Source organism: Inquilinus sp. YAF38, from assembly GCF_052113205.1.
GTDB lineage: Bacteria > Pseudomonadota > Alphaproteobacteria > DSM-16000 > Inquilinaceae > Inquilinus.
This window is the reverse complement of sequence record NZ_JBFRCU010000024.1, coordinates 63,856-80,657: the sequence shown is the minus strand read 5'-3', so window position 1 is coordinate 80,657 and position 16,802 is coordinate 63,856. Positions and strand designations below refer to the sequence as shown.

General features: G+C 69.5%; 19 protein-coding genes. 16 read left to right on the top strand and 3 right to left on the bottom strand.

Annotated features, from left to right (window positions below; genetic code table 11):
* From AB4Z01_RS13480 to AB4Z01_RS13460, 5 genes are all read left to right on the top strand, one after another.
* Positions 1–251 (top strand): hypothetical protein (locus AB4Z01_RS13480; RefSeq protein ID WP_441694370.1); only part of this gene is annotated, 251 nt, incomplete at its 5' end.
* Between the two features lie 376 nt (positions 252–627).
* A complete protein-coding gene (serS, locus tag AB4Z01_RS13475; protein WP_441694368.1) occupies positions 628–1,902 on the top strand; it encodes a serine--tRNA ligase in 1,275 nt (424 codons plus the stop codon).
* Positions 1,903–1,904: 2 nt separating this feature from the next.
* Positions 1,905–2,663, top strand: a complete 759-nt coding sequence (gene surE / locus AB4Z01_RS13470) for a 5'/3'-nucleotidase SurE (RefSeq protein ID WP_429230000.1) — start codon at positions 1,905–1,907, stop codon at positions 2,661–2,663.
* 171 nt (positions 2,664–2,834) lie between these two features.
* The gene (locus AB4Z01_RS13465; RefSeq protein WP_441694367.1) at positions 2,835–3,500 is read left to right on the top strand and encodes a protein-L-isoaspartate(D-aspartate) O-methyltransferase; all 666 of its coding nucleotides are present in this window, start codon (positions 2,835–2,837) and stop codon (positions 3,498–3,500) included.
* Positions 3,501–3,601: 101 nt separating this feature from the next.
* The gene (locus tag AB4Z01_RS13460; RefSeq protein WP_441694365.1) at positions 3,602–4,438 is read left to right on the top strand and encodes a peptidoglycan DD-metalloendopeptidase family protein; all 837 of its coding nucleotides are present in this window, start codon (positions 3,602–3,604) and stop codon (positions 4,436–4,438) included.
* Position 4,439: 1 nt separating this feature from the next.
* On the opposite strand, the gene AB4Z01_RS13455 is transcribed toward AB4Z01_RS13460, so the two are convergent.
* Entirely contained in the window at positions 4,440–5,342 is a 903-nt protein-coding gene (locus tag AB4Z01_RS13455; protein WP_441694363.1) for a LysR family transcriptional regulator, read from the bottom strand.
* Positions 5,343–5,456: 114 nt separating this feature from the next.
* On the opposite strand from AB4Z01_RS13455, the gene AB4Z01_RS13450 reads away from it, so the two are divergent.
* Entirely contained in the window at positions 5,457–6,608 is a 1,152-nt protein-coding gene (locus tag AB4Z01_RS13450; protein ID WP_441694361.1) for a M20 metallopeptidase family protein, read from the top strand.
* Between the two features lie 2 nt (positions 6,609–6,610).
* Positions 6,611–8,134 carry an AbgT family transporter gene (locus tag AB4Z01_RS13445; RefSeq protein WP_441694359.1) on the top strand — a complete coding sequence of 508 codons (1,524 nt, stop codon included), beginning with the start codon at positions 6,611–6,613 and terminating at the stop codon, positions 8,132–8,134.
* Positions 8,135–8,166: 32 nt separating this feature from the next.
* On the opposite strand, the gene AB4Z01_RS13440 is transcribed toward AB4Z01_RS13445, so the two are convergent.
* Entirely contained in the window at positions 8,167–9,039 is an 873-nt protein-coding gene (locus AB4Z01_RS13440) for an ATP-binding protein (protein ID WP_441694357.1), read from the bottom strand.
* Positions 9,040–9,278: 239 nt separating this feature from the next.
* Between AB4Z01_RS13440 and yajC the strand changes: the two genes are divergently transcribed.
* The 3 genes from yajC to AB4Z01_RS13425 all read left to right on the top strand — a co-directional run bounded on the left by yajC (position 9,279) and on the right by AB4Z01_RS13425 (position 10,647).
* The gene (gene yajC, locus AB4Z01_RS13435; protein WP_441694355.1) at positions 9,279–9,722 is read left to right on the top strand and encodes a preprotein translocase subunit YajC; all 444 of its coding nucleotides are present in this window, start codon (positions 9,279–9,281) and stop codon (positions 9,720–9,722) included.
* Positions 9,723–9,743: 21 nt separating this feature from the next.
* On the top strand, positions 9,744–10,118 hold the full coding sequence (locus AB4Z01_RS13430; RefSeq protein ID WP_441694354.1) for an Mth938-like domain-containing protein: 375 nt from the start codon (positions 9,744–9,746) through the stop codon (positions 10,116–10,118).
* Positions 10,119–10,197: 79 nt separating this feature from the next.
* On the top strand, positions 10,198–10,647 hold the full coding sequence (locus AB4Z01_RS13425; protein WP_441694352.1) for a cupin domain-containing protein: 450 nt from the start codon (positions 10,198–10,200) through the stop codon (positions 10,645–10,647).
* On the opposite strand, the gene AB4Z01_RS13420 is transcribed toward AB4Z01_RS13425, so the two are convergent.
* Positions 10,644–11,885, bottom strand: coding sequence for a flavin-dependent oxidoreductase (locus AB4Z01_RS13420; RefSeq protein ID WP_441694351.1), 1,242 nt, complete (start codon positions 11,883–11,885; stop codon positions 10,644–10,646). The two genes, AB4Z01_RS13425 and AB4Z01_RS13420, sit on opposite strands and share 4 nt — an antisense overlap.
* A gap of 104 nt (positions 11,886–11,989) precedes the next feature.
* Here AB4Z01_RS13420 and AB4Z01_RS13415 point away from each other — a divergent pair, with 104 nt between their 5' ends.
* The 6 genes from AB4Z01_RS13415 (at position 11,990) to AB4Z01_RS13390 (ending at position 16,800) form a co-directional block, all read left to right on the top strand.
* Positions 11,990–12,838 (top strand): phytoene/squalene synthase family protein, encoded by an 849-nt coding sequence (locus AB4Z01_RS13415; RefSeq protein ID WP_441694349.1) that lies wholly within the window; start codon positions 11,990–11,992, stop codon positions 12,836–12,838.
* Positions 12,839–12,943: 105 nt separating this feature from the next.
* On the top strand, positions 12,944–14,038 hold the full coding sequence (locus tag AB4Z01_RS13410) for a sensor histidine kinase (RefSeq protein ID WP_441694347.1): 1,095 nt from the start codon (positions 12,944–12,946) through the stop codon (positions 14,036–14,038).
* Positions 14,035–14,814, top strand: coding sequence for a LytR/AlgR family response regulator transcription factor (locus AB4Z01_RS13405; protein ID WP_441694345.1), 780 nt, complete (start codon positions 14,035–14,037; stop codon positions 14,812–14,814). The genes AB4Z01_RS13410 and AB4Z01_RS13405 overlap by 4 nt, the downstream gene beginning before the upstream one ends.
* A gap of 133 nt (positions 14,815–14,947) precedes the next feature.
* Positions 14,948–15,385 (top strand): hypothetical protein, encoded by a 438-nt coding sequence (locus AB4Z01_RS13400; protein ID WP_441694344.1) that lies wholly within the window; start codon positions 14,948–14,950, stop codon positions 15,383–15,385.
* Positions 15,386–15,474: 89 nt separating this feature from the next.
* Positions 15,475–15,834 (top strand): hypothetical protein, encoded by a 360-nt coding sequence (locus AB4Z01_RS13395; RefSeq protein WP_441694342.1) that lies wholly within the window; start codon positions 15,475–15,477, stop codon positions 15,832–15,834.
* A 189-nt stretch (positions 15,835–16,023) separates the two neighbouring features.
* Positions 16,024–16,800, top strand: a complete 777-nt coding sequence (locus AB4Z01_RS13390; RefSeq protein ID WP_441694340.1) for an IclR family transcriptional regulator — start codon at positions 16,024–16,026, stop codon at positions 16,798–16,800.
* Positions 16,801–16,802: the final 2 nt, after the last annotated feature.

The window sequence follows — 16,802 nt, the reverse complement described above, 5'->3', positions numbered from 1 at the left end:
AGGACGAGATGCTCGACGCGCAGCTGGACACGCTGTCGGCGGAAGAATTGGTGCGGGAGGTCTGCCGCAAGATCGGCCACCCGCCGGTCCGGCTGCCGCAGAGCTGGGACGAGGGCTGCGAGATGACGCCCGTCCCGCCGCGGGAGACCGAGGCTGCCGACCGCGAGACCAAGGACGACTGGTCCGCCGAGCCGGGCAAGTCCGACACTGGCCGGCCCATGCCGGAGCCGCCGCAGCCGGACAGCAGCTAAGCGTCTGCGACCCGACCGCGTAGGTTGGGTTCGCATCGCGAACCCAACATCCCGCCGTCGCACCATTGTTGGGTTCGCTTGCCGCGAACCCAACCTACGAAGCCAACACCGCCCAACCTTCCACTCTCCCCCTCCCCCTGCGGGAGGGGGTTGGGGGAGGGGTCTGCGCGCGTCTGCGCGCGATTGGTTTGGCTGGAGCCCGATCAGGCGCACGCCGGTCCCGGCTGCACCAACCCCTCCCCCTGCTCCCTCCCGCAAGGGGAGGGGAGGATGAATGTGAAAGGCGGCTCCCAACCACCCGGCCCGTTTGCGTCCGGCCGGCCCACCTCCTATAACCACCGCACGATTCCCTGATCTGCCAGAGTTCGAGCGCGCGATGCACGACATCCGATTCATCCGAGAGCATCCCGAGGCCTTCGACAAGGGGATGGCTCGGCGGGGTCTGTCGCCGGTCGCGGCCGAGCTGCTGTCGCTGGATGAGCGCCGGCGCCAGATCACCACCGAGCTGCAGGGGCTGCAGACCCGCCGCAACGCCGCCTCGAAGGAGATTGGCGCCGTCAAGTCCAAGGGCGGCGACGCCCAGGCGCTGATGGACGAGGTCGCGTCGATCAAGGCGAAGATGGGCGAGCTGGAGCAGGCCGACCGCGACGCCGAGGCGGCGCTGGCGGCCCGGCTGGCCGAGCTGCCGAACATCCCCGACGACGATGTGCCCGACGGGCCGGACGAGAGCGCCAATGTCGAGATCCGGCGCACCGGCGAGCCGCGGCGGCTGAACTCCGCCCGCGACCATGTCGATCTCGGCGAGGGCCTCGGGCTGATGGATTTCGCCGCCGCCTCCAAGCTGTCCGGCGCGAGGTTCGTGGTCCTGCGGGGGGCGCTGGCCCGCCTTGAGCGCGCCATCGGCCAGTTCATGATCGACCTGCACATCAACGAGCACGGCTATACCGAGATCGCGCCGCCGCTGATGGTGCGCGACGAGGCAGTGTATGGCACCGGTCAGCTGCCAAAATTCGCCGAGGACCTGTTCCGTACCAACACCGGTCATTGGCTGATCCCGACCGCCGAGGTGCCGCTGACCAACCTGGTCGCCGGCGAGATCCTGGACCAGGCGGGGCTGCCGCTGCGCTTCACCGCGCTGACCCCGAGCTTCCGCTCCGAGGCCGGCTCGGCCGGTCGCGACACCCGCGGCATGATCCGCCAGCACCAGTTCAGCAAGGTCGAGCTGGTCAGCATCACAACGCCGGAACAGTCGGCCGCCGAGCATGAGCGCATGACCGAATGCGCCGAGACCGTGCTGAAGCGGCTCGGCCTCGCCTTCCGCACCATCGTGCTGTGCACCGGCGACATGGGCTTCTCCGCCCGCAAGACCTACGACATCGAGGTCTGGCTGCCGGGGCAGGGGCGCTACCGCGAGATCTCCTCCTGCTCCAACACCGGCGAGTTCCAGGCCCGGCGGATGCAGGGCCGGTTCCGGCCGGCGGGCGAGAAGGGCACGCGCTTCCTGCACACCCTCAACGGCTCCGGCGTCGCCGTCGGCCGCGCTTTGATCGCGGTCATGGAGACCTATCAGCGGCAGGACGGCTCGATCGAGGTGCCGGAGGTGCTGCGGTCCTATATGGGCGGGCTCGATATTCTCGAAGTGAAGGGCTGACGATGCGCATCCTCCTGGCCAATGACGACGGCATCAACTCCACCGGCTTCTCGGTGCTCGAGCGCATCGCCCGCGAGCTCTCGGACGACGTGTGGGTCTGCGCGCCCGAGACCGAGCAGTCGGCCGCCAGCCATTCCCTGACCATCCACCGGCCGCTGCGGCTGCGGCAGATCGAGGAGAAGCGCTTCGCCGTCGACGGCACTCCGACCGACTGCGTGCTGCTGGCGGTCAACCACATGATGAAGGACAAGCGGCCCGACCTGGTCATGTCCGGCGTCAACCACGGCCGGAACATCGCCGAGGACGTGACCTATTCCGGCACCATCGCCGCGGCGATGGAGGCGACGCTGCTGGGCATCCGCGCCATCGCCTTCAGCCAGCAATTCGCCGATGGCCGCCGCCCGGATTGGGAGACGGCGGGGCGCTGGGGCGCCGAGGTGGCGCGCAAGGCGATCGCCACCGACTGGCCGGACCAGGTGCTGGTCAACGTCAACTTCCCGGCGGTCGATCCGGACGCGGTCACCGGCATCGCCGTGGTGCCGCACGGCCTGCGCAAGATCGGCGACGTGCTGGAGGAGCGGCTGGATCCGCGCGGCCGCACCTATTTCTGGATCGGCACCAGCCGGACCGAGCAGGCGCTGCAGGGCACGGAGACCGACGTGTCCGCCATTGCCGCCGGCCGGATCACGGTGACGCCGCTGCATCTCGACCTGAACCACGCCGCCGCGATCCAGTCCCTGCGCGGCGCCTTCGCCAAGTAGGAGGGCCGGGGTGGAGCTGGAGAGCCGGATGGATCGGGGTCTCAAGTCACCTCTCTCACCAGCTTGTTTTGAGTCCCCCCTCCCCTTGCGGGAGGGGGGTAGGGGGGACAAGGAAGAGAGGCGGCCTCGGCCCATTCCGCTCGCCTCGTCCTGTTCGACCGGTGCCTGCCCATGATCGCCGAGCCGCGGCTGATCCGCCTGCTGATGCATCTCCGCCGGTCGGGGATCACGGATCATCGCGTCCTCGGCGCGATCGAGCGGGTGCCGCGCGAGACCTTCGTGCCCGACGCCTTCCTCGACCAGGCCTATGAGGACATCGCCCTGCCGATCGGCCGCGGCCAGACCATCAGCCAGCCGATGGTGGTCGGGCTGATGACCCAGGCGCTGGAGGTCGGCGACCGGCACAAGGTGCTGGAGATCGGCACCGGCTCCGGCTACCAGGCGGCGGTGCTGGCACGGATCTGCCGCCGGCTCTACACCATCGAGCGACACAAGCCGCTGCTCGACCTGGCGCTGGAACGCATCGCCGGCATGCGCATCAGCAACATCACCGCGCGCTGGGGCGACGGCATGAAGGGCTGGCCGGAACAGGCGCCGTTCGACCGCGTCATCGTCACCGCCGCGCATCGCGGCGACCTGCCGCCCTCGGCGCTGACGGATCAGCTCGGGATCGGTGGTATAATCGTGATTCCCATGGGCGACGAGAAGCGGAACCAGCGCGTGGTCCGCTTCACGCGCACCGAGACCGGGTTGGAGCGGGAGGATCTGTGGCCAGTTCGCTTCGTGCCGTTGCTGCCGGACCTTCCCGACGGGGAGGATGGCGGTCCATCCTACTGACGACGCTCGCCGCGGCGAGCCTCGCAGCCTGCAATGTCCCGCCGGGGGCCGACGAATCCGCGCTGCGGCCGGCGACCGTCCAGGTCCAGCCGGGCGACGACGTGCTCGCCATCGTCCGCCGCTACGACGTGTCGATGCCGGCGCTGATCGCGCTGAACGGGTTGCAGCCGCCTTACGCGCTGCAGTCGGGCCAGACGCTGCGCCTGCCGGGTTCGCCGGGATCGGTGCCCGGACCGGCGCCGACCATTACGCTGCCTTCGAGCAACGGCGTCACAACCGGCGTCGTCGGCGGGGCGACGATGGGCGGTGCGCCGCTCAACACCGTGCCGTCGACCGGCAGCGGGCTGGCCGTGCAGCGCCTGCCGCCGCCGGGCGGTGCCGCCGCGCCGGTGGTGCCGGGCACGGTTCCGCCAGCCGGCGCCGTGACGGCCCCGACTGTGGTGGCGCCGACGACCGGCGCCCCGACCTCGATCGTGCCGAAGCCGCCGCCCGCGACGGTGCCGCCGGTCGCCAGCACCACCGTGCCGCCGCCGGCCGCGGCGACCCAGGCTCCCCCCCGCACCTCCAGCCGCTTTGCCTGGCCGGTGACCGGCCCGGTGATCTTCGGCTACAACGCCCCGATCGGCAGCAAGCGGAACCAGGGCATCAACATCGCCGCTGCCGCCGGTACGCCGATCAAGGCAGCCGGGGCGGGCACCGTGCGCTATGCCGGCAACGGCGTGCCCGGCTACGGCAACCTGGTGCTGATCCAGCATAGTGACGGGCTGGTCACCGCCTACGCCCATGCCGCGTCGCTATCGGTGAAGAAGGACGATCCGGTCACCGCCGGCCAGACCATCGGCACCGTTGGCCAGACCGGCGCGGTCGACCAGCCGCAGCTGCATTTCGAGGTGCGCAAGGACAGCGCGCCGGTCGATCCGACCAAGTACCTGCCGTGAGCTAGGGCCGTTCCACCGGCGCCAGCTCGGCCAGGAGGGCATCGAGGAAGGCGCGCACCGCAGCCGGCAGGGTGCGGCCGGCCATGGTCAGGATGTGCAGCGTGCTGTCGGTCATGCTCTCGTCGGCGACCGGCACGGCGACGAACTCGCCCAGCTCCACCCGGCCGGGGTCGCGGATGGCGCTGGTGAAGTGGATGCAGCCTTCGATGTCGCTGAAGCGGCGCAGCGCGGCCATCGAGTTGGTCGACAGCACCGGCTCCAGCGCCAGCCCCTGCAGGTTGCAGCAGGCGTCGATCAGCTGCCGCTGGGTCCGGTCCGGGTCCGGCAGGGCGACCGGGTGGGGCAGGGTCTCGGCCAGGGTGATGCTCTCCCGATTGGCCAGCGGGTGGTGGCGCGGCATCAGCGCATGCATCGGCCGGCGGATCATCCGCTCCACCGCCACGCCGCGCGGCGGCGCCAGGTTGAAGCTGACGCCGATGTCGGTCTCGCCGTCCTGCACCCGCCGGGCGATCTCGATGGAGGTGCCGACCCAAAGGTGGAAGGTCACGCCCGGATGGTCGCGGCGGAACGCGGCCACCGCCTCGGGCAGGATGTCGATCGCGAAGCCCTCGAAGCTGGCCAGCCGGACATGGCCGCGGTGTGGGCCCTGCAGCTCGCGGATTTCCGCGGCCGCGCGCTCGCCGTCCAGCATCGACCGGCGGGCATGGGCGGCCAGGATCTCGCCGGCGGCGCTCGGCACCATGCCGCGAGGCCGGCGCTCGAACAGCTCGGCCCCCAGCTCGCGCTCCAGCTTGGCGATCTGCCGGCTGATGGCGGAGCCGGCGACGTTCAGCCGCTTCGACGCATCCGCGATCGAACCGGACCGGGCGACTTCCAGGAAGTAGCGAAGCGCGGTGCTCTGCATGCCGGGCCTTTCATCCGTTGCCGAAGCGGCAACCCGTTGTGCGAATTATAGCGCTTGTGGCATGCGGACCGCGTCCATACCAGGGATGGCGAACAAACCTGAACAGGGATGGCGATGAACAGCTTTTCGCCCGAGGCGATCGCGGAGGCCGTGGCGACCCGCCGGCATCTGCACGCGAACCCCGAGCTGAAATACGAGGAGCGCGGCACCGCCGACCTGGTGGCGTCGCGGCTCCGCAGCCTCGGCTACACGGTCGAGACCGGCGTGGCCGAGACCGGCGTGGTCGGGCTGCTCGACACCGGCCGGCCGGGCCCGACCATCGCCCTCCGCGCCGACATGGACGCGCTGCCGATCCTAGAGGACACCGGGCTGCCCTACGCCTCGAAGGCCCCCGGCAAGATGCATGCCTGCGGCCATGACGGGCACACGGCCTCGCTGCTGCTGGCCGCAACCGGCCTCGCCGGCATGCGCCTGTCCGGCCGGATCAAGCTGCTGTTCCAGCCGGCGGAGGAGGGCGGGCTCGGCGCCGCCCGGATGATCGAGGCCGGGGTGCTGGACGGCGTCGCCGCGATCTATGGCTATCACAACCGCCCGGCCTATCCGCTTGGCCGGGTCTTCGCCAAGTCCGGCCCGACCATGGGCGGCAGCTCGCTTTACGAGGTCACCATCTCCGGCAAGGGCGGCCACGCCTCGAGGCCGGACCTGGCGATCGACCCGATCTTCGTCGGCACCGCCGTGGTGCAGGGGCTGCAGAGCGTGGTGTCGCGCCGCCTGTCGCCGCTGGAATCCGGCGTGGTCACGGTCACCCAGTTCCATGGCGGCAACAGCCACAACATCATCCCGATGGCGGCGACGCTGGCGATCAACACCCGTGACGGGTCGCCTGCCGCGTATGAGCGGATCGACCAGGAGCTGCGCTGGGTGATCGCCCAGATCTGCGAGGCGCATGGCGCCACGGCAGTGATCGAGCAGAGCATGCGCATCCCCTCGGTGGTGAACGACGCCGCCGAGACCGACTTCGTGCTGGCGACCGCGCTTGACACGGTCGGCCCCGAACGCTCCGGCCGGATGGACTCGCTGCCGACCATGGGGGCCGAGGACTTCGCCTTCTATCTGGAGCAGGTGCCGGGCTGCTTCTTCTTCGTCGGCAACGGCGAGGACAGCGCCTATCTGCACCATCCCCGCTACGACTACCGGGACGAGATCCTGCCGGTCGCCGCCGGGATGTTCACCGCCATCGCCGAACGCCGGCTGGGGGGCCGCTGAGCATGACCGCCTCGACCGCCGAAGGCCGCTCCGGCATGCAGCGCTTCCTTGCCCTGATCGAGCGGGCCGGCAACCGCCTGCCGCACCCGTTCCTGCTGTTCCTGATCCTCTGCGCCGTCGTCGCCGTGCTGTCCTGGCTGATGGCGATGGGCGGCGCCGCCGGCATCAACCCGAAGACCGGCAAGGAGATCGCGGTCCAGAGCCTGATCTCCGGCGACGGGCTGGTCTTCGCCCTGACCTCGATCGCCAAGAACTACGTCAACTTCCCGCCGCTCGGCGTGATCCTGGTGATCATGCTGGCGATCGGCGTGGCCGATAAGGTCGGGATGATCGCCAGCCTGATGCAGGTCAGCGTGATCAAGGCGCCGCGGCACCTGACCACCTTCGTCATCTTCCTGGTCGGCATGTGCAGCCACCTGGCCTCCGACGCCGCCTATATCGTGCTGATCCCGCTCTCGGCGATGATCTTCCAGGCGATCGGGCGCAACCCGCTGGTCGGCGCCGTCACCGGCTATGTCGCGGTCGGCGCCGGCTACGACGCCAGCCTGTTCATCACCCCGGTCGACATCATCCTGTCCGGCATCACCACCGGCGCCGCGCACACGATCGACCCGAACGCCTATGTCTCGCCGCTCGACAACTACTACTTCATCGCCTGCTCGGCGGTGCTGCTGTCGCTGGTCGGCACGCTGGTGATCGAACGGATCGTCGAGCCGCTGGCCGGTAAGTACACCGGCGACGTGGTGCTGACGCTGGAGCCGATCGGCGCGGTCGAGAGCCGGGCGCTGAAGCGTGTCGGCTGGGTGGCACTGGCCTTCCTCGCCGTCGTGCTGGCCGCGGTGCTGCCGGCCGGGTCGCCGCTGCGCAACGAGCAGGGCGGGCTGGTGCCATCGCCCTTCCTCGAAGCCATCGTCGCCATCCTGGCGGTGTTCTTTCTGACGCTCGGCTGGGTCTACGGTGCCGCGGTCGGCAAGGTAGGGAGCGCCCGCGACGTCGCCGGTTACATGGCCGAGGCGGTGAAGGAACTGGCGCCGACCCTGGTGCTGTTCTTCGCCATCTCGCAGTTCCTGGCCTGGTTCCGCTGGACCAATCTCGGCGAATGGATCGCGATTCACGGCTCGCACCTGCTCGACACCGGCGGGCTGGGCGGCACGCCGCTGGTGGTGGCCTTCGTCCTGCTGGCCATGGTGATGAGCGTCTTCATCACCTCCGGCTCGGCGCAATGGTCGCTGATGGCGCCGGTGTTCGTGCCGATGATGATGCTGGTGGGAATGGAGCCGGCCCTGGTCCAGGCCGCCTTCCGCATCTCGGATTCGGTCACCAACGTGATCTCGCCGATGAGCCCGTATTTCGCCGTCTGCCTGGCCTTCCTGCAGCGCTACCAGAAGGATGCCGGCATCGGCACGCTGGCAGCGATGACGCTGCCGATCTCGATCGGCTTCCTGGTCGCCTGGACCGCCTTCCTGGTGCTGTGGGTCGAGATCGGCCTGCCGCTGGCCCCCGGCGTCGGGCTGTTCCTGAACTGACGGAAGGGGCGGCGCAGGCCGCCCCCATCCTCCTACTTCGCCGGTTCCAGCCGCTTGCCCAGGCGGCCGGCCAGATCCTGGATGTACTGCCAGGCGACCCGGCCGGAGCGGGAGCCGCGGGTGATGGTCCATTGCAGCGCCTCGGCCCGCATCGTCGCGGGATCGATCACCAGGCCGAAGGCGGCGGCATAGCCCTCGACCATCTCCAGATAGGTGTCCTGGTTGCAGCCATGGAAGCCGAGCCACAGGCCGAAGCGGTCGGACAGCGACACCTTCTCCTCCACCGCCTCGCCGGCGATGATCGCGGTCGACCGCTCGTTCTCGATCATCTCGCGCGCCAGGATGTGGCGGCGGTTGGAGGTGGCGTAGAACACGACGTTCTCCGGCCGGCCCTCGATGCCGCCCTCCAGGATCGCCTTCAGCGACTTGTAGCTGGCGTCCTGGCCGTCGAAGGACAGGTCGTCGCAGAACAGGATGAAGCGGCGGGGCGAGGCGCGCAGCAGATGCAGCAGCCGGGGCAGGGAGCCGATGTCCTCGCGATGGATCTCGACCAGCGCCAGGATGCCGCCGGCCTCGCCGTTCACCGCCGCATGCACCGACTTGACCAGCGAGCTCTTGCCCATGCCGCGCGAGCCCCACAGCAGGGCGTTGTTGGCCGGCAACCCTTTGGCGAAGCGGCGGGTGTTCTCCAGCAGCAGGTCGCGCTGCAGCTGGATGCCCTGCAAGAGGACGAGATCGACCCGGCTGACCGCGGCCACCGGCAGCAGCCGCCCGTGCTCGGCGTCCCAGGTGAAGGCGTCGGCGCTGGCCAGGTCGGTCGGCGCCGGCAGCGGCGGGGCCAGCCGCTCCAGCGCATCGGCGATGCGGGTCAGCAGTTGCAGTTGTCTCGGATCCAGCTCGGCCACCGGATGGTCTCCTTCGCTTTCGGCCCGCCGACGCTAATGATCGTGCCGTGTCGGTGTCGAGATCAACCGCCGCAGGGCTCCCTTGCCCTGGCAGGATGGCCGGGCTTGGCCATCCTGCAAACTTCCAGGTTCGGCAGGATTACCGAGGCAATCCTGCCGCGGCGCAGACGGTCCGGATTCCATTGCAACCGCAGCCGCGGCCGCTATAGTCGCGCCCGACTGTAGAGGTGGAGCGAAAGATGCTGATTTCCGAGGCTTATGCCCAGACGGCCGACGCCGGTGCCGCTGGCGGTGCCGGCATGCTGATGCAGTTCGCGCCGCTGATCCTGATTTTCGTGGTGTTCTATTTCCTGCTTATTCGGCCGCAGCAGAAGCGGGCGAAGGAGCATCGCGACATGCTGGGCAACCTGCGCCGCGGCGACCGCGTCGTCACCGGGGGCGGCATCGTCGGCACCGTGCAGAAGGTGGCCGATGACGAGCTGACGATCGAGATCGCCGAGAACGTCCGGGTCAAGGTGATCCGCAGCACCGTGACCACCGTCCTGGCCCGCACCGAGCCGGCCAAGAACGGCGGGTCCAAGGCCACCGACGCGGACGACGACACATCGACCCCGGCCGCCGCCAATGCCCCGGTCGAGGCCGAGAAGCCGAAGGGGTTTGGCCGCTTCCTGTCGCGGAAGTGACCTGAGCGGGGCGGGAGCGTCATGGAGATCTCCTCCGTCATCCCGCCCGGGCGGCGGATGATCGACGGCTATCCGCCGGGCGGCTTCCGCGTTGCCGGGACGCTGTATCAGGGGCCGATGCTGATCTGGCCGGAGGGCGAGGTGCCCTGGTCGCTGAGCCGGATCGAGGATCTGGACGTGGCCGCTCTCGACCCGGTGCGGCGGATCGACCCGCCGGTCGAGGTGCTGCTGATCGGCTGCGGCCCGCGCATGACGCTGCTGCCTTCGGTGCTGCGGCGGCAGATCCGCGAGGCTGGCATCGGCATGGACGCGATGGACACCGGCGCCGCCTGCCGGACCTACAATGTGCTGATCTCGGAAGGCCGGCGCGCCGCCGCGGCGCTGATCCCGGTCTGAGATCGCCCCTGTGGTTGTTTAACTCGGCCGCTTGTCTAAACTTGAAGCGAGCCACAGACAGCAGCAGGGAGGGCGCGACATGAAGCCGATGACGGCCGGAATCACCGGGGCCGCGAAGGGGATCGACGGCATCTCCTGGTCGATCCTGGGCCAGACCTATGTGCCGAAGCAGATCTCGGCGGACAGCTTCGCCTGGCACGCCACCTTCGGCATCGGCACTTTCGTGCCGCCGCACATCCATCCGCTGCAGGACGAGTTCCTCTACATCCTCGAGGGCAAGCTCGACTTCATGCTCGACGGCGCCAATGCCAGCGCCACGGTGGGCGACCTGGTGCGCCTGCCCAAGGGCCTCCCGCACGGCATCTTCAACAACAGCGGCGCCATCGCCAAGTCGCTGTTCTGGGTGGCGCCGACCGGCCGGCTGGTCGAGCTGTTCCAGGCAATTCACGACCTGCCGCAGCAGACGCCGGAGGCGGTGGTGGCGCTGGCTGCCAAGCACGACGTCGAGTTTCTGCCGCCGCCTGCCTAGCCCGGGCGGCGCAGCTGGGCGGGCGTGAAGCCGGCGACTGTCGCATAGCCGCGAACGATCGCCTGCCGCTCCGCATGCGGCAGGACGGCCTCGATGTCCTCGAAGCCGTCCGGCGCCAGGCGCTCGATCACGTCGATCACGCCCTCCGGCCCGCCGCTGCGGTTCAGCTTGACGATCTCCGCCGTCTTCGGCCGCCGATCGGCCTCGTAGCGTTCCAGCGCCGCCACGGCGTCCGAGGTGTCTGCCAGGGCGTCGGCCAGGGCCCGGGCGTCGAGGATCGCCTGGGACGCGCCGTTCGACCCGACCGGGTACATCGGATGCGCCGTGTCGCCCAGCAGGGTGACCCGGCCGTGGCGCCAGCGCGGCAGCGGGTCGCGATCGCACATCGGGTACTCCCAGAACTCCGGCGTCGCCGTGACGATCTCGCCGATGTCGGCCTCCGGCAGCGCGAAGCGCTTGGCGTGCGGCAGCACCTCGTCCAGCCGGCCGGGCCGCGACCAGTCCTCGCGCCGGGGCGGGGGCGTGCTGCCGTCGCCGATGCGGGCGCAGACCGCCCAGTTGGTCAGCCGCCGGTCCGGCGCGGTCCCCGGCGCGATCGGATACAGCACCACCTTCGCCTGCATGCCGCCGGCGACGATCATCGTCCGCCCGTCCATGGTGGCCGGCCAGTCGATCGCGCCGCGCCAGATCATGACGCCGTTCCAGGACGGCGGCCCCTGGTTTGGATAGAGCGTGTCGCGCACGATCGAATGGATGCCGTCGGCCGCGACAAGAACGTCGCCCCGCGCGGTGCCGGCCGGCGCGCCGTGGCGGTCGACGAAATGCGCGATCACCTCGGTCTCGGTCTGCTCGAAGCCGGCCAGGCGGCGGCCATGGTGGATCTCCCCGCCCAGCCGCTCCCGCGCCGCCTTGTGCAGCACGCCGTGCAGCCGGCCGCGATGGATCGAGAACTGCGGCACCGGGAAGCCGGCATCCAGGCCGCGCGGCTCGCGCCACACGATCTGGCCGAAGCGGTTGGTGTAGAGCAGCTCCCGCGTGCGGATAGCGACGGCGTCGAGCCGGTCGAGCAGCCCGAGCCCGGCGAGCTCCTGGATCGCATGCGGCAGGGTGTTGATGCCGACGCCGATCTCCCGCGGCTCGATCGCCTGCTCGAACACGGCGCAGCCGATCCCGCGGGCCTGCAGCATCAGCGCCGCGGTCAGCCCGCCGATGCCGCCACCGACGATGATCGCCTTCATCGGTTGCCTCCCTCGATGTCTTGGTGGCCAAGTCTTCAACCTTGAGCCGGCGCTGGCAAGCTCCGGTGGCGGTCGGGGCCGTGAGCGGGCATATAAAGGCCGCCATGCCGACCACCGATTCCCTGGGTCAGAACGGCGAACAGATTCGCCGCCTCGACCACGACCGCTATTTGACCTGCCTGTTCGCGCCGGCGCCGCGCCGGGCGGCGCTGTTCGCGCTCTATGCCTTCAACATCGAGGTGGCGAAGACGCGCGAGGTGGTCAGCCAGCCGCTGCTCGGCCAGATCCGGCTGCAATGGTGGCGCGATGCGATCGGCGAGATCTATGACGGCCGGCCGCGGCGGCATGAGGTGCTGGATGCGCTGGCCCCCGCGATCTGGGCCAATGATCTCAGCCGGGCCCATTTCGACACCGTGCTCGATGCCCGCGAGCGCGACCTGGAGGACGAGCCGCCGGCGACCCTCGCCGATCTCGAGCGCTACGCCGCGGACACCGCCGGGCCGCTGCTGCGCCTGCATCTGGAGGTGCTGGGCGTGCACGACGACACGGCGCATCGGGCGGCGACGGCGGTCGGCACCGCCTGGGCGCTGGTCGGGCTGATGCGCGCCCTGCCGTTCCACGCCCGGCAGAAGCGCCTGTATCTGCCGCAGGAGATCATCGCCGCCGAGGGCGCCGACCGCGGCCTGCTGTTCGAGATGAAGCCGCACGACGGCCTGCGCCGCGCGGTGGCGCGCGTCGCAGCCGTTGCTGCCGAGCGTCTGGCCGAAGCGCGGGCCTTGCGTCGCGAGGTGCCGCGGGCGGCGGTGCCGGCCCTGCTGTCCGCGCGCCTGGCCGACGGCTATCTGCACCGGCTGAGCCGGGCGGGGCACGACGTCTTCTCCGCCCTGGTTCAGGAGCCGCCGCCGCTGCGCCAGGCCGATCTGGTGCTGGGGGCCATGCTGGGGCGCTACTAAGCCGTCGGTCCATCGATTCCGCGCGCGGCTGCAATCATCGCGCCGTCGTCATAGGATCGAGCACGGGCGTCGCCGCTGGGCAGCCTCGGGCCGGGGGGATGGCGAATGGAATTGTCGGGCGACCTGATGGCAACGCATGGCGCGGAGTTCGGCAGCAGCGTGCGCCGCGCCGCATTGCGTCTCGGCCTGCTCTACTGGCTGGCCGTCTTTGCCACGAGCAGTGTCCTGTGGGGGATCGTCGGGACCGATCCGGTGGACTCCGCTCCCGGTAAGCTGGGGCTGCTTTCCTTCAGCGCCATGCTCACCTTCGGCATCACGGCCCTTCTGTTCCGGCTGCGGCGTCTCGGGTTCTTCGCCAAGGCGCTGCTGTGCTTCGTGCTGTCGATGATGGCAGCGCCGATCTACTGCCTCGTGGATTTCGGGATCTATTACCTCTGCCTCCCCGCTGGCCAAGCCCGGTTCGATGCGGTCGATTTCGGATACAACTTGGTCTACGGCACGTCGCTCTTCTTCGGCTGGTCGTGCCTGTTCGTGGCGTTGCTGTACAGCTTCGAGGTGCGCGATCGCGAACGACGGCTCGCGGCCTCGCGGGAAGAAGCCTTGTCCGCCCAGATGCGGGCGCTGCGCTATCAGGTCAATCCGCACTTCCTGTTCAACACGCTCAACTCCATCGCCGGGCTGATCGAGGAAGGCGCCGCACCGCAGGCGGGGCGCATGGTGCTGTCCCTGTCGTCGTTTCTGCGCACGACGCTGGCTCTCGACCCGCTGCACGATGTTCGGCTGGCGGATGAGCTTGCGCTCCAGGCGGGGTATCTGGAGATCGAGCGCGAGCGCTTTTCCGACCGCATGGCCGTGCGGCTGGACGTGGCGCCCGGGCTGGACACGGCGCTGATCCCCAGCCTGATCCTGCAGCCCCTCATCGAGAATGCCGTCAAGCACGGCGTCGGCGGGACGCCGGGCCGGGTGGAAATCGTCATCAGCGCCGACAGGTCGGGACAGAGCCTCACCCTGGCGGTCGAGAACGACGTCGCGCCGGCCGGACAGGCCGAGGCGCACCGGACGGGAAACACGGGCATCGGCCTCAGGAACGTGGCGGCCCGCATCGAGGCGTGTTTCCCGGGGGCTGGGTCCTGCACGGCCGGCCACGTGGCGCCCGGGCGTTTCCGTGCCGCGCTGATCATGCCCCTGAGGCTGGCATGAGCGACGTGACGGTGCTGGTCGTCGAGGACGAACCTCTGGCGCGGCGGCGGCTGGCCCGCCAGCTGGCGGCAATCGGTGGCATGCGCCTGGTCGGCGAGGCCGGCGATGCCGACCAGGCCTGCGACCTGGTCCGCGACCTGGCCCCCGATGTCATGCTGCTGGACATCCAGCTGCCGGGCGGGACCGGCTTCGATGTCCTCGACCGGCTGGGAGCGAACGCGCCGGCGGTGGTGTTCGTCACCGCCTTCGATCACCACGCGCTTCGGGCTTTTGATGCCAGTGCGGTGGACTACGTCACCAAGCCGGTGGAAGAGGGCCGCCTGCGTGCCGCCCTGTCGCGGGCGCGGCAGGCCGTGCAGGCGCGGAAGAGCGAGGAGCATCTCGCCGAGTTGCGGGAGACGGTCTCCGCGCTGCGCCAGGCACTCCGCAAGCGTGAGGGCAGGGCGGCGGAATTCTGGGTCAAGTCGAAGGGGGCGTTTCTCCGCATCCCGTCGGAGCAGGTGACGCGCTTTCAGGCCGATCGGGACTATGTCCGCATTCACGCCGGTGACGAGACCTATTTCTACCAAGAGAGCCTGGCGTCCTTGGAGCGCCGGCTGGACCCCGCCGAATTCGTCCGGATCCACCGCAGCACCATCGTCCGGCGCGATTGCATCGCCAAGCTGCGTCAGGCGCCGTTTGCCGCGTTGATCGCGGTGATGACCGATGGCGGTGAAATCCGGATCGGGCGGACCTATTCCAAGGCCATGCGCGACGCGCTGTTGCGGAGCCGTTGACCGGACGGATTCAGCCATTCGTCGGAAACCCGACCGATCGGATGAACCCCGTCGCCACCCGTAGGGGAGGCTGGCGACAGGACGTCCACGTTCGTCGATAGGTGGGCGGGACGATCGATGCGGGGCAAATCTGTTGATGGGACTGTCGAGACGGCGCGGCCTGTTTGTCACAGCCGGCGCCCTGGCCTTTCTGATCCTGGGCACCGACCGGGGAATGGCCGGGCCGAACGAGGATGCCTTTGCTGCTGCGGGCTATACCCTGTGCGATGCGCGCCTGCTCCAGCTGGCCTATGGCGACCGCCTGATCAAGCGGGTCATCCGAAACGCCGGGGAATCGGTCCGGACCGGCCAGAAGGACAGGATCGACCAGGACATCGCGCGCGGTCGCGAGGTCAACGCCGGAGATTGGTCGAGATGCCCGGCAGAAGAGGTCTTCACGCTGGACGAGATCCGGATCTTCGCCGCGCGGGCGAAGATGGAATCGGTTTCCGCGGCCGAGGAAAGGATCTCGAGGATCCTGCTCGACGGAGGAGCATCTGCAGTGCGCGGCACGATCGAAGCGGCGCGCTGAAGCCAGCAGGACCACCATCGAAGGGGGAAATGATGGAGCGATACAGGAATTCGGGCCGGTCTCCGGGGCGCTGGAAGACGGGAACGATCGTGACGCTGGTGCCGATCCTGCTGGCGGGATGCACGCCGGCGAAGCTGCGGCTGGTCGAATATCAGATGAGTGGAATGGTCGGAAAGAACATCTCCGCAGCCGTCGCCGAATGGGGTCAGCCGAACGAACTCGCATCCACCGGCGAATACTCGGTCTATACGTGGAGCGAAGCCGCCGTTGATCGTTATGATCAGGTTGTCGGGTCAGAGAATGTCGCCGGCCCGAATGGCGGGGTGGTCCAGATCAACACCTATGCGCCGACCGAGCAATGGCGCTACTGCCACCGGTCCCTGTACACGAACAGCGCCGACATCATCGTGAAGGTCGCCGCCGATGGCGATGGCTGCAGCCTGACTTGACGGCTGCCGAGGGCCGGCGCCATCGCCGGCCCTCTCAAAATCCATGTCTTGTCCATGACCCTGTCGCCGATGGCGGCGGGGCCTTGTCGTGTCCGCACGTCGAACGGGCTTGATCAGCCCCGCAAGTGGCTGCTACGGTTTCATTATTCGGAAATCAAGTTCCATAAAATGGAACAATCCGGGCGATGCATGACCACACTCGATACCGCCGCCGCCGTCCTGCGCTGCTTCACCGCCAGCCGCACCGAGCTCACGGTGACCGAGGCGTCGGCGCTGCTGTCGCTGCCGAAGAGCAATATCTCCCGCCTGTTGCGGGCGATGCGCGATGCCGGGCTGCTGGAGACGATCGGCGACAGCAAGCGCTATCGGCCGGGACCGCTGATCCTTGGCGTCGCGCATCTGTACAGCTCGAACTCGTCGCTGGTCGGGCGGGCGGATGCGGTGGTGGCCCGGATCGTCGCCGCGGTCGGCCACACCGGCTATGTCTCGATCCGCGACGGCGGCGAGGTGACCGGCCTGACCTACCATCCCGGTACCAATGTGCTGCGCGTCGCCACGCCGGTCGGCCGGCCGCTGGCGGCGCATTCCAGCGCCACTGGCCGGTCGCTGCTGGCGCGGCTGCCGGACGATCAGGTGCGGGAGCTGTTCCGGGACCCATGGCCGCCGGTGTCGCCGACCGCGCCGCAGACTCTCGACGAGCTGCTGCAGCGGTTGGAGAAGGTGCGCCGCCTGGGCTTCGCGGAATCCCATGACGAGGCCAATCGCGGCGTCGGCGCCCTGGCCGCCGCCGTCGGGTCGCCCGAGACCGGCGAGGCGGTCAGCCTCTGCATCGCCTATCCGCTCTCCACCGTCACGGCGCAGGAGCGGGAGGACATCATCGCCCGGCTGCTGGCAGGGGCGCGGGAGGTCGCGGCCCTGGCCGGCGACCCGAACTGGCAGGCCGGGATCGCGGCCTCCGCAGCGTAACC

Excerpts from the sequence above, each read along its gene's own strand:
- AB4Z01_RS13465 (WP_441694367.1), top strand. The coding sequence starts at position 2,835 with ATGATCGCCGAGCCGCGGCTGATCCGCCTGCTGATGCATCTCCGCCGG.
- yajC (WP_441694355.1), top strand. The coding sequence starts at position 9,279 with ATGCTGATTTCCGAGGCTTATGCCCAGACGGCCGACGCCGGTGCCGCT.
- AB4Z01_RS13415 (WP_441694349.1), top strand. The coding sequence starts at position 11,990 with ATGCCGACCACCGATTCCCTGGGTCAGAACGGCGAACAGATTCGCCGC.
- AB4Z01_RS13445 (WP_441694359.1), top strand. The coding sequence starts at position 6,611 with ATGACCGCCTCGACCGCCGAAGGCCGCTCCGGCATGCAGCGCTTCCTT.
- AB4Z01_RS13410 (WP_441694347.1), top strand. The coding sequence starts at position 12,944 with ATGGAATTGTCGGGCGACCTGATGGCAACGCATGGCGCGGAGTTCGGC.
- AB4Z01_RS13405 (WP_441694345.1), top strand. The coding sequence starts at position 14,035 with ATGAGCGACGTGACGGTGCTGGTCGTCGAGGACGAACCTCTGGCGCGG.
- AB4Z01_RS13425 (WP_441694352.1), top strand. The coding sequence starts at position 10,198 with ATGAAGCCGATGACGGCCGGAATCACCGGGGCCGCGAAGGGGATCGAC.
- AB4Z01_RS13430 (WP_441694354.1), top strand. The coding sequence starts at position 9,744 with ATGGAGATCTCCTCCGTCATCCCGCCCGGGCGGCGGATGATCGACGGC.
- AB4Z01_RS13450 (WP_441694361.1), top strand. The coding sequence starts at position 5,457 with ATGAACAGCTTTTCGCCCGAGGCGATCGCGGAGGCCGTGGCGACCCGC.
- AB4Z01_RS13420 (WP_441694351.1), bottom strand. The coding sequence starts at position 11,885 with ATGAAGGCGATCATCGTCGGTGGCGGCATCGGCGGGCTGACCGCGGCG.
- surE (WP_429230000.1), top strand. The coding sequence starts at position 1,905 with ATGCGCATCCTCCTGGCCAATGACGACGGCATCAACTCCACCGGCTTC.
- AB4Z01_RS13455 (WP_441694363.1), bottom strand. The coding sequence starts at position 5,342 with ATGCAGAGCACCGCGCTTCGCTACTTCCTGGAAGTCGCCCGGTCCGGT.
- AB4Z01_RS13390 (WP_441694340.1), top strand. The coding sequence starts at position 16,024 with ATGACCACACTCGATACCGCCGCCGCCGTCCTGCGCTGCTTCACCGCC.
- serS (WP_441694368.1), top strand. The coding sequence starts at position 628 with ATGCACGACATCCGATTCATCCGAGAGCATCCCGAGGCCTTCGACAAG.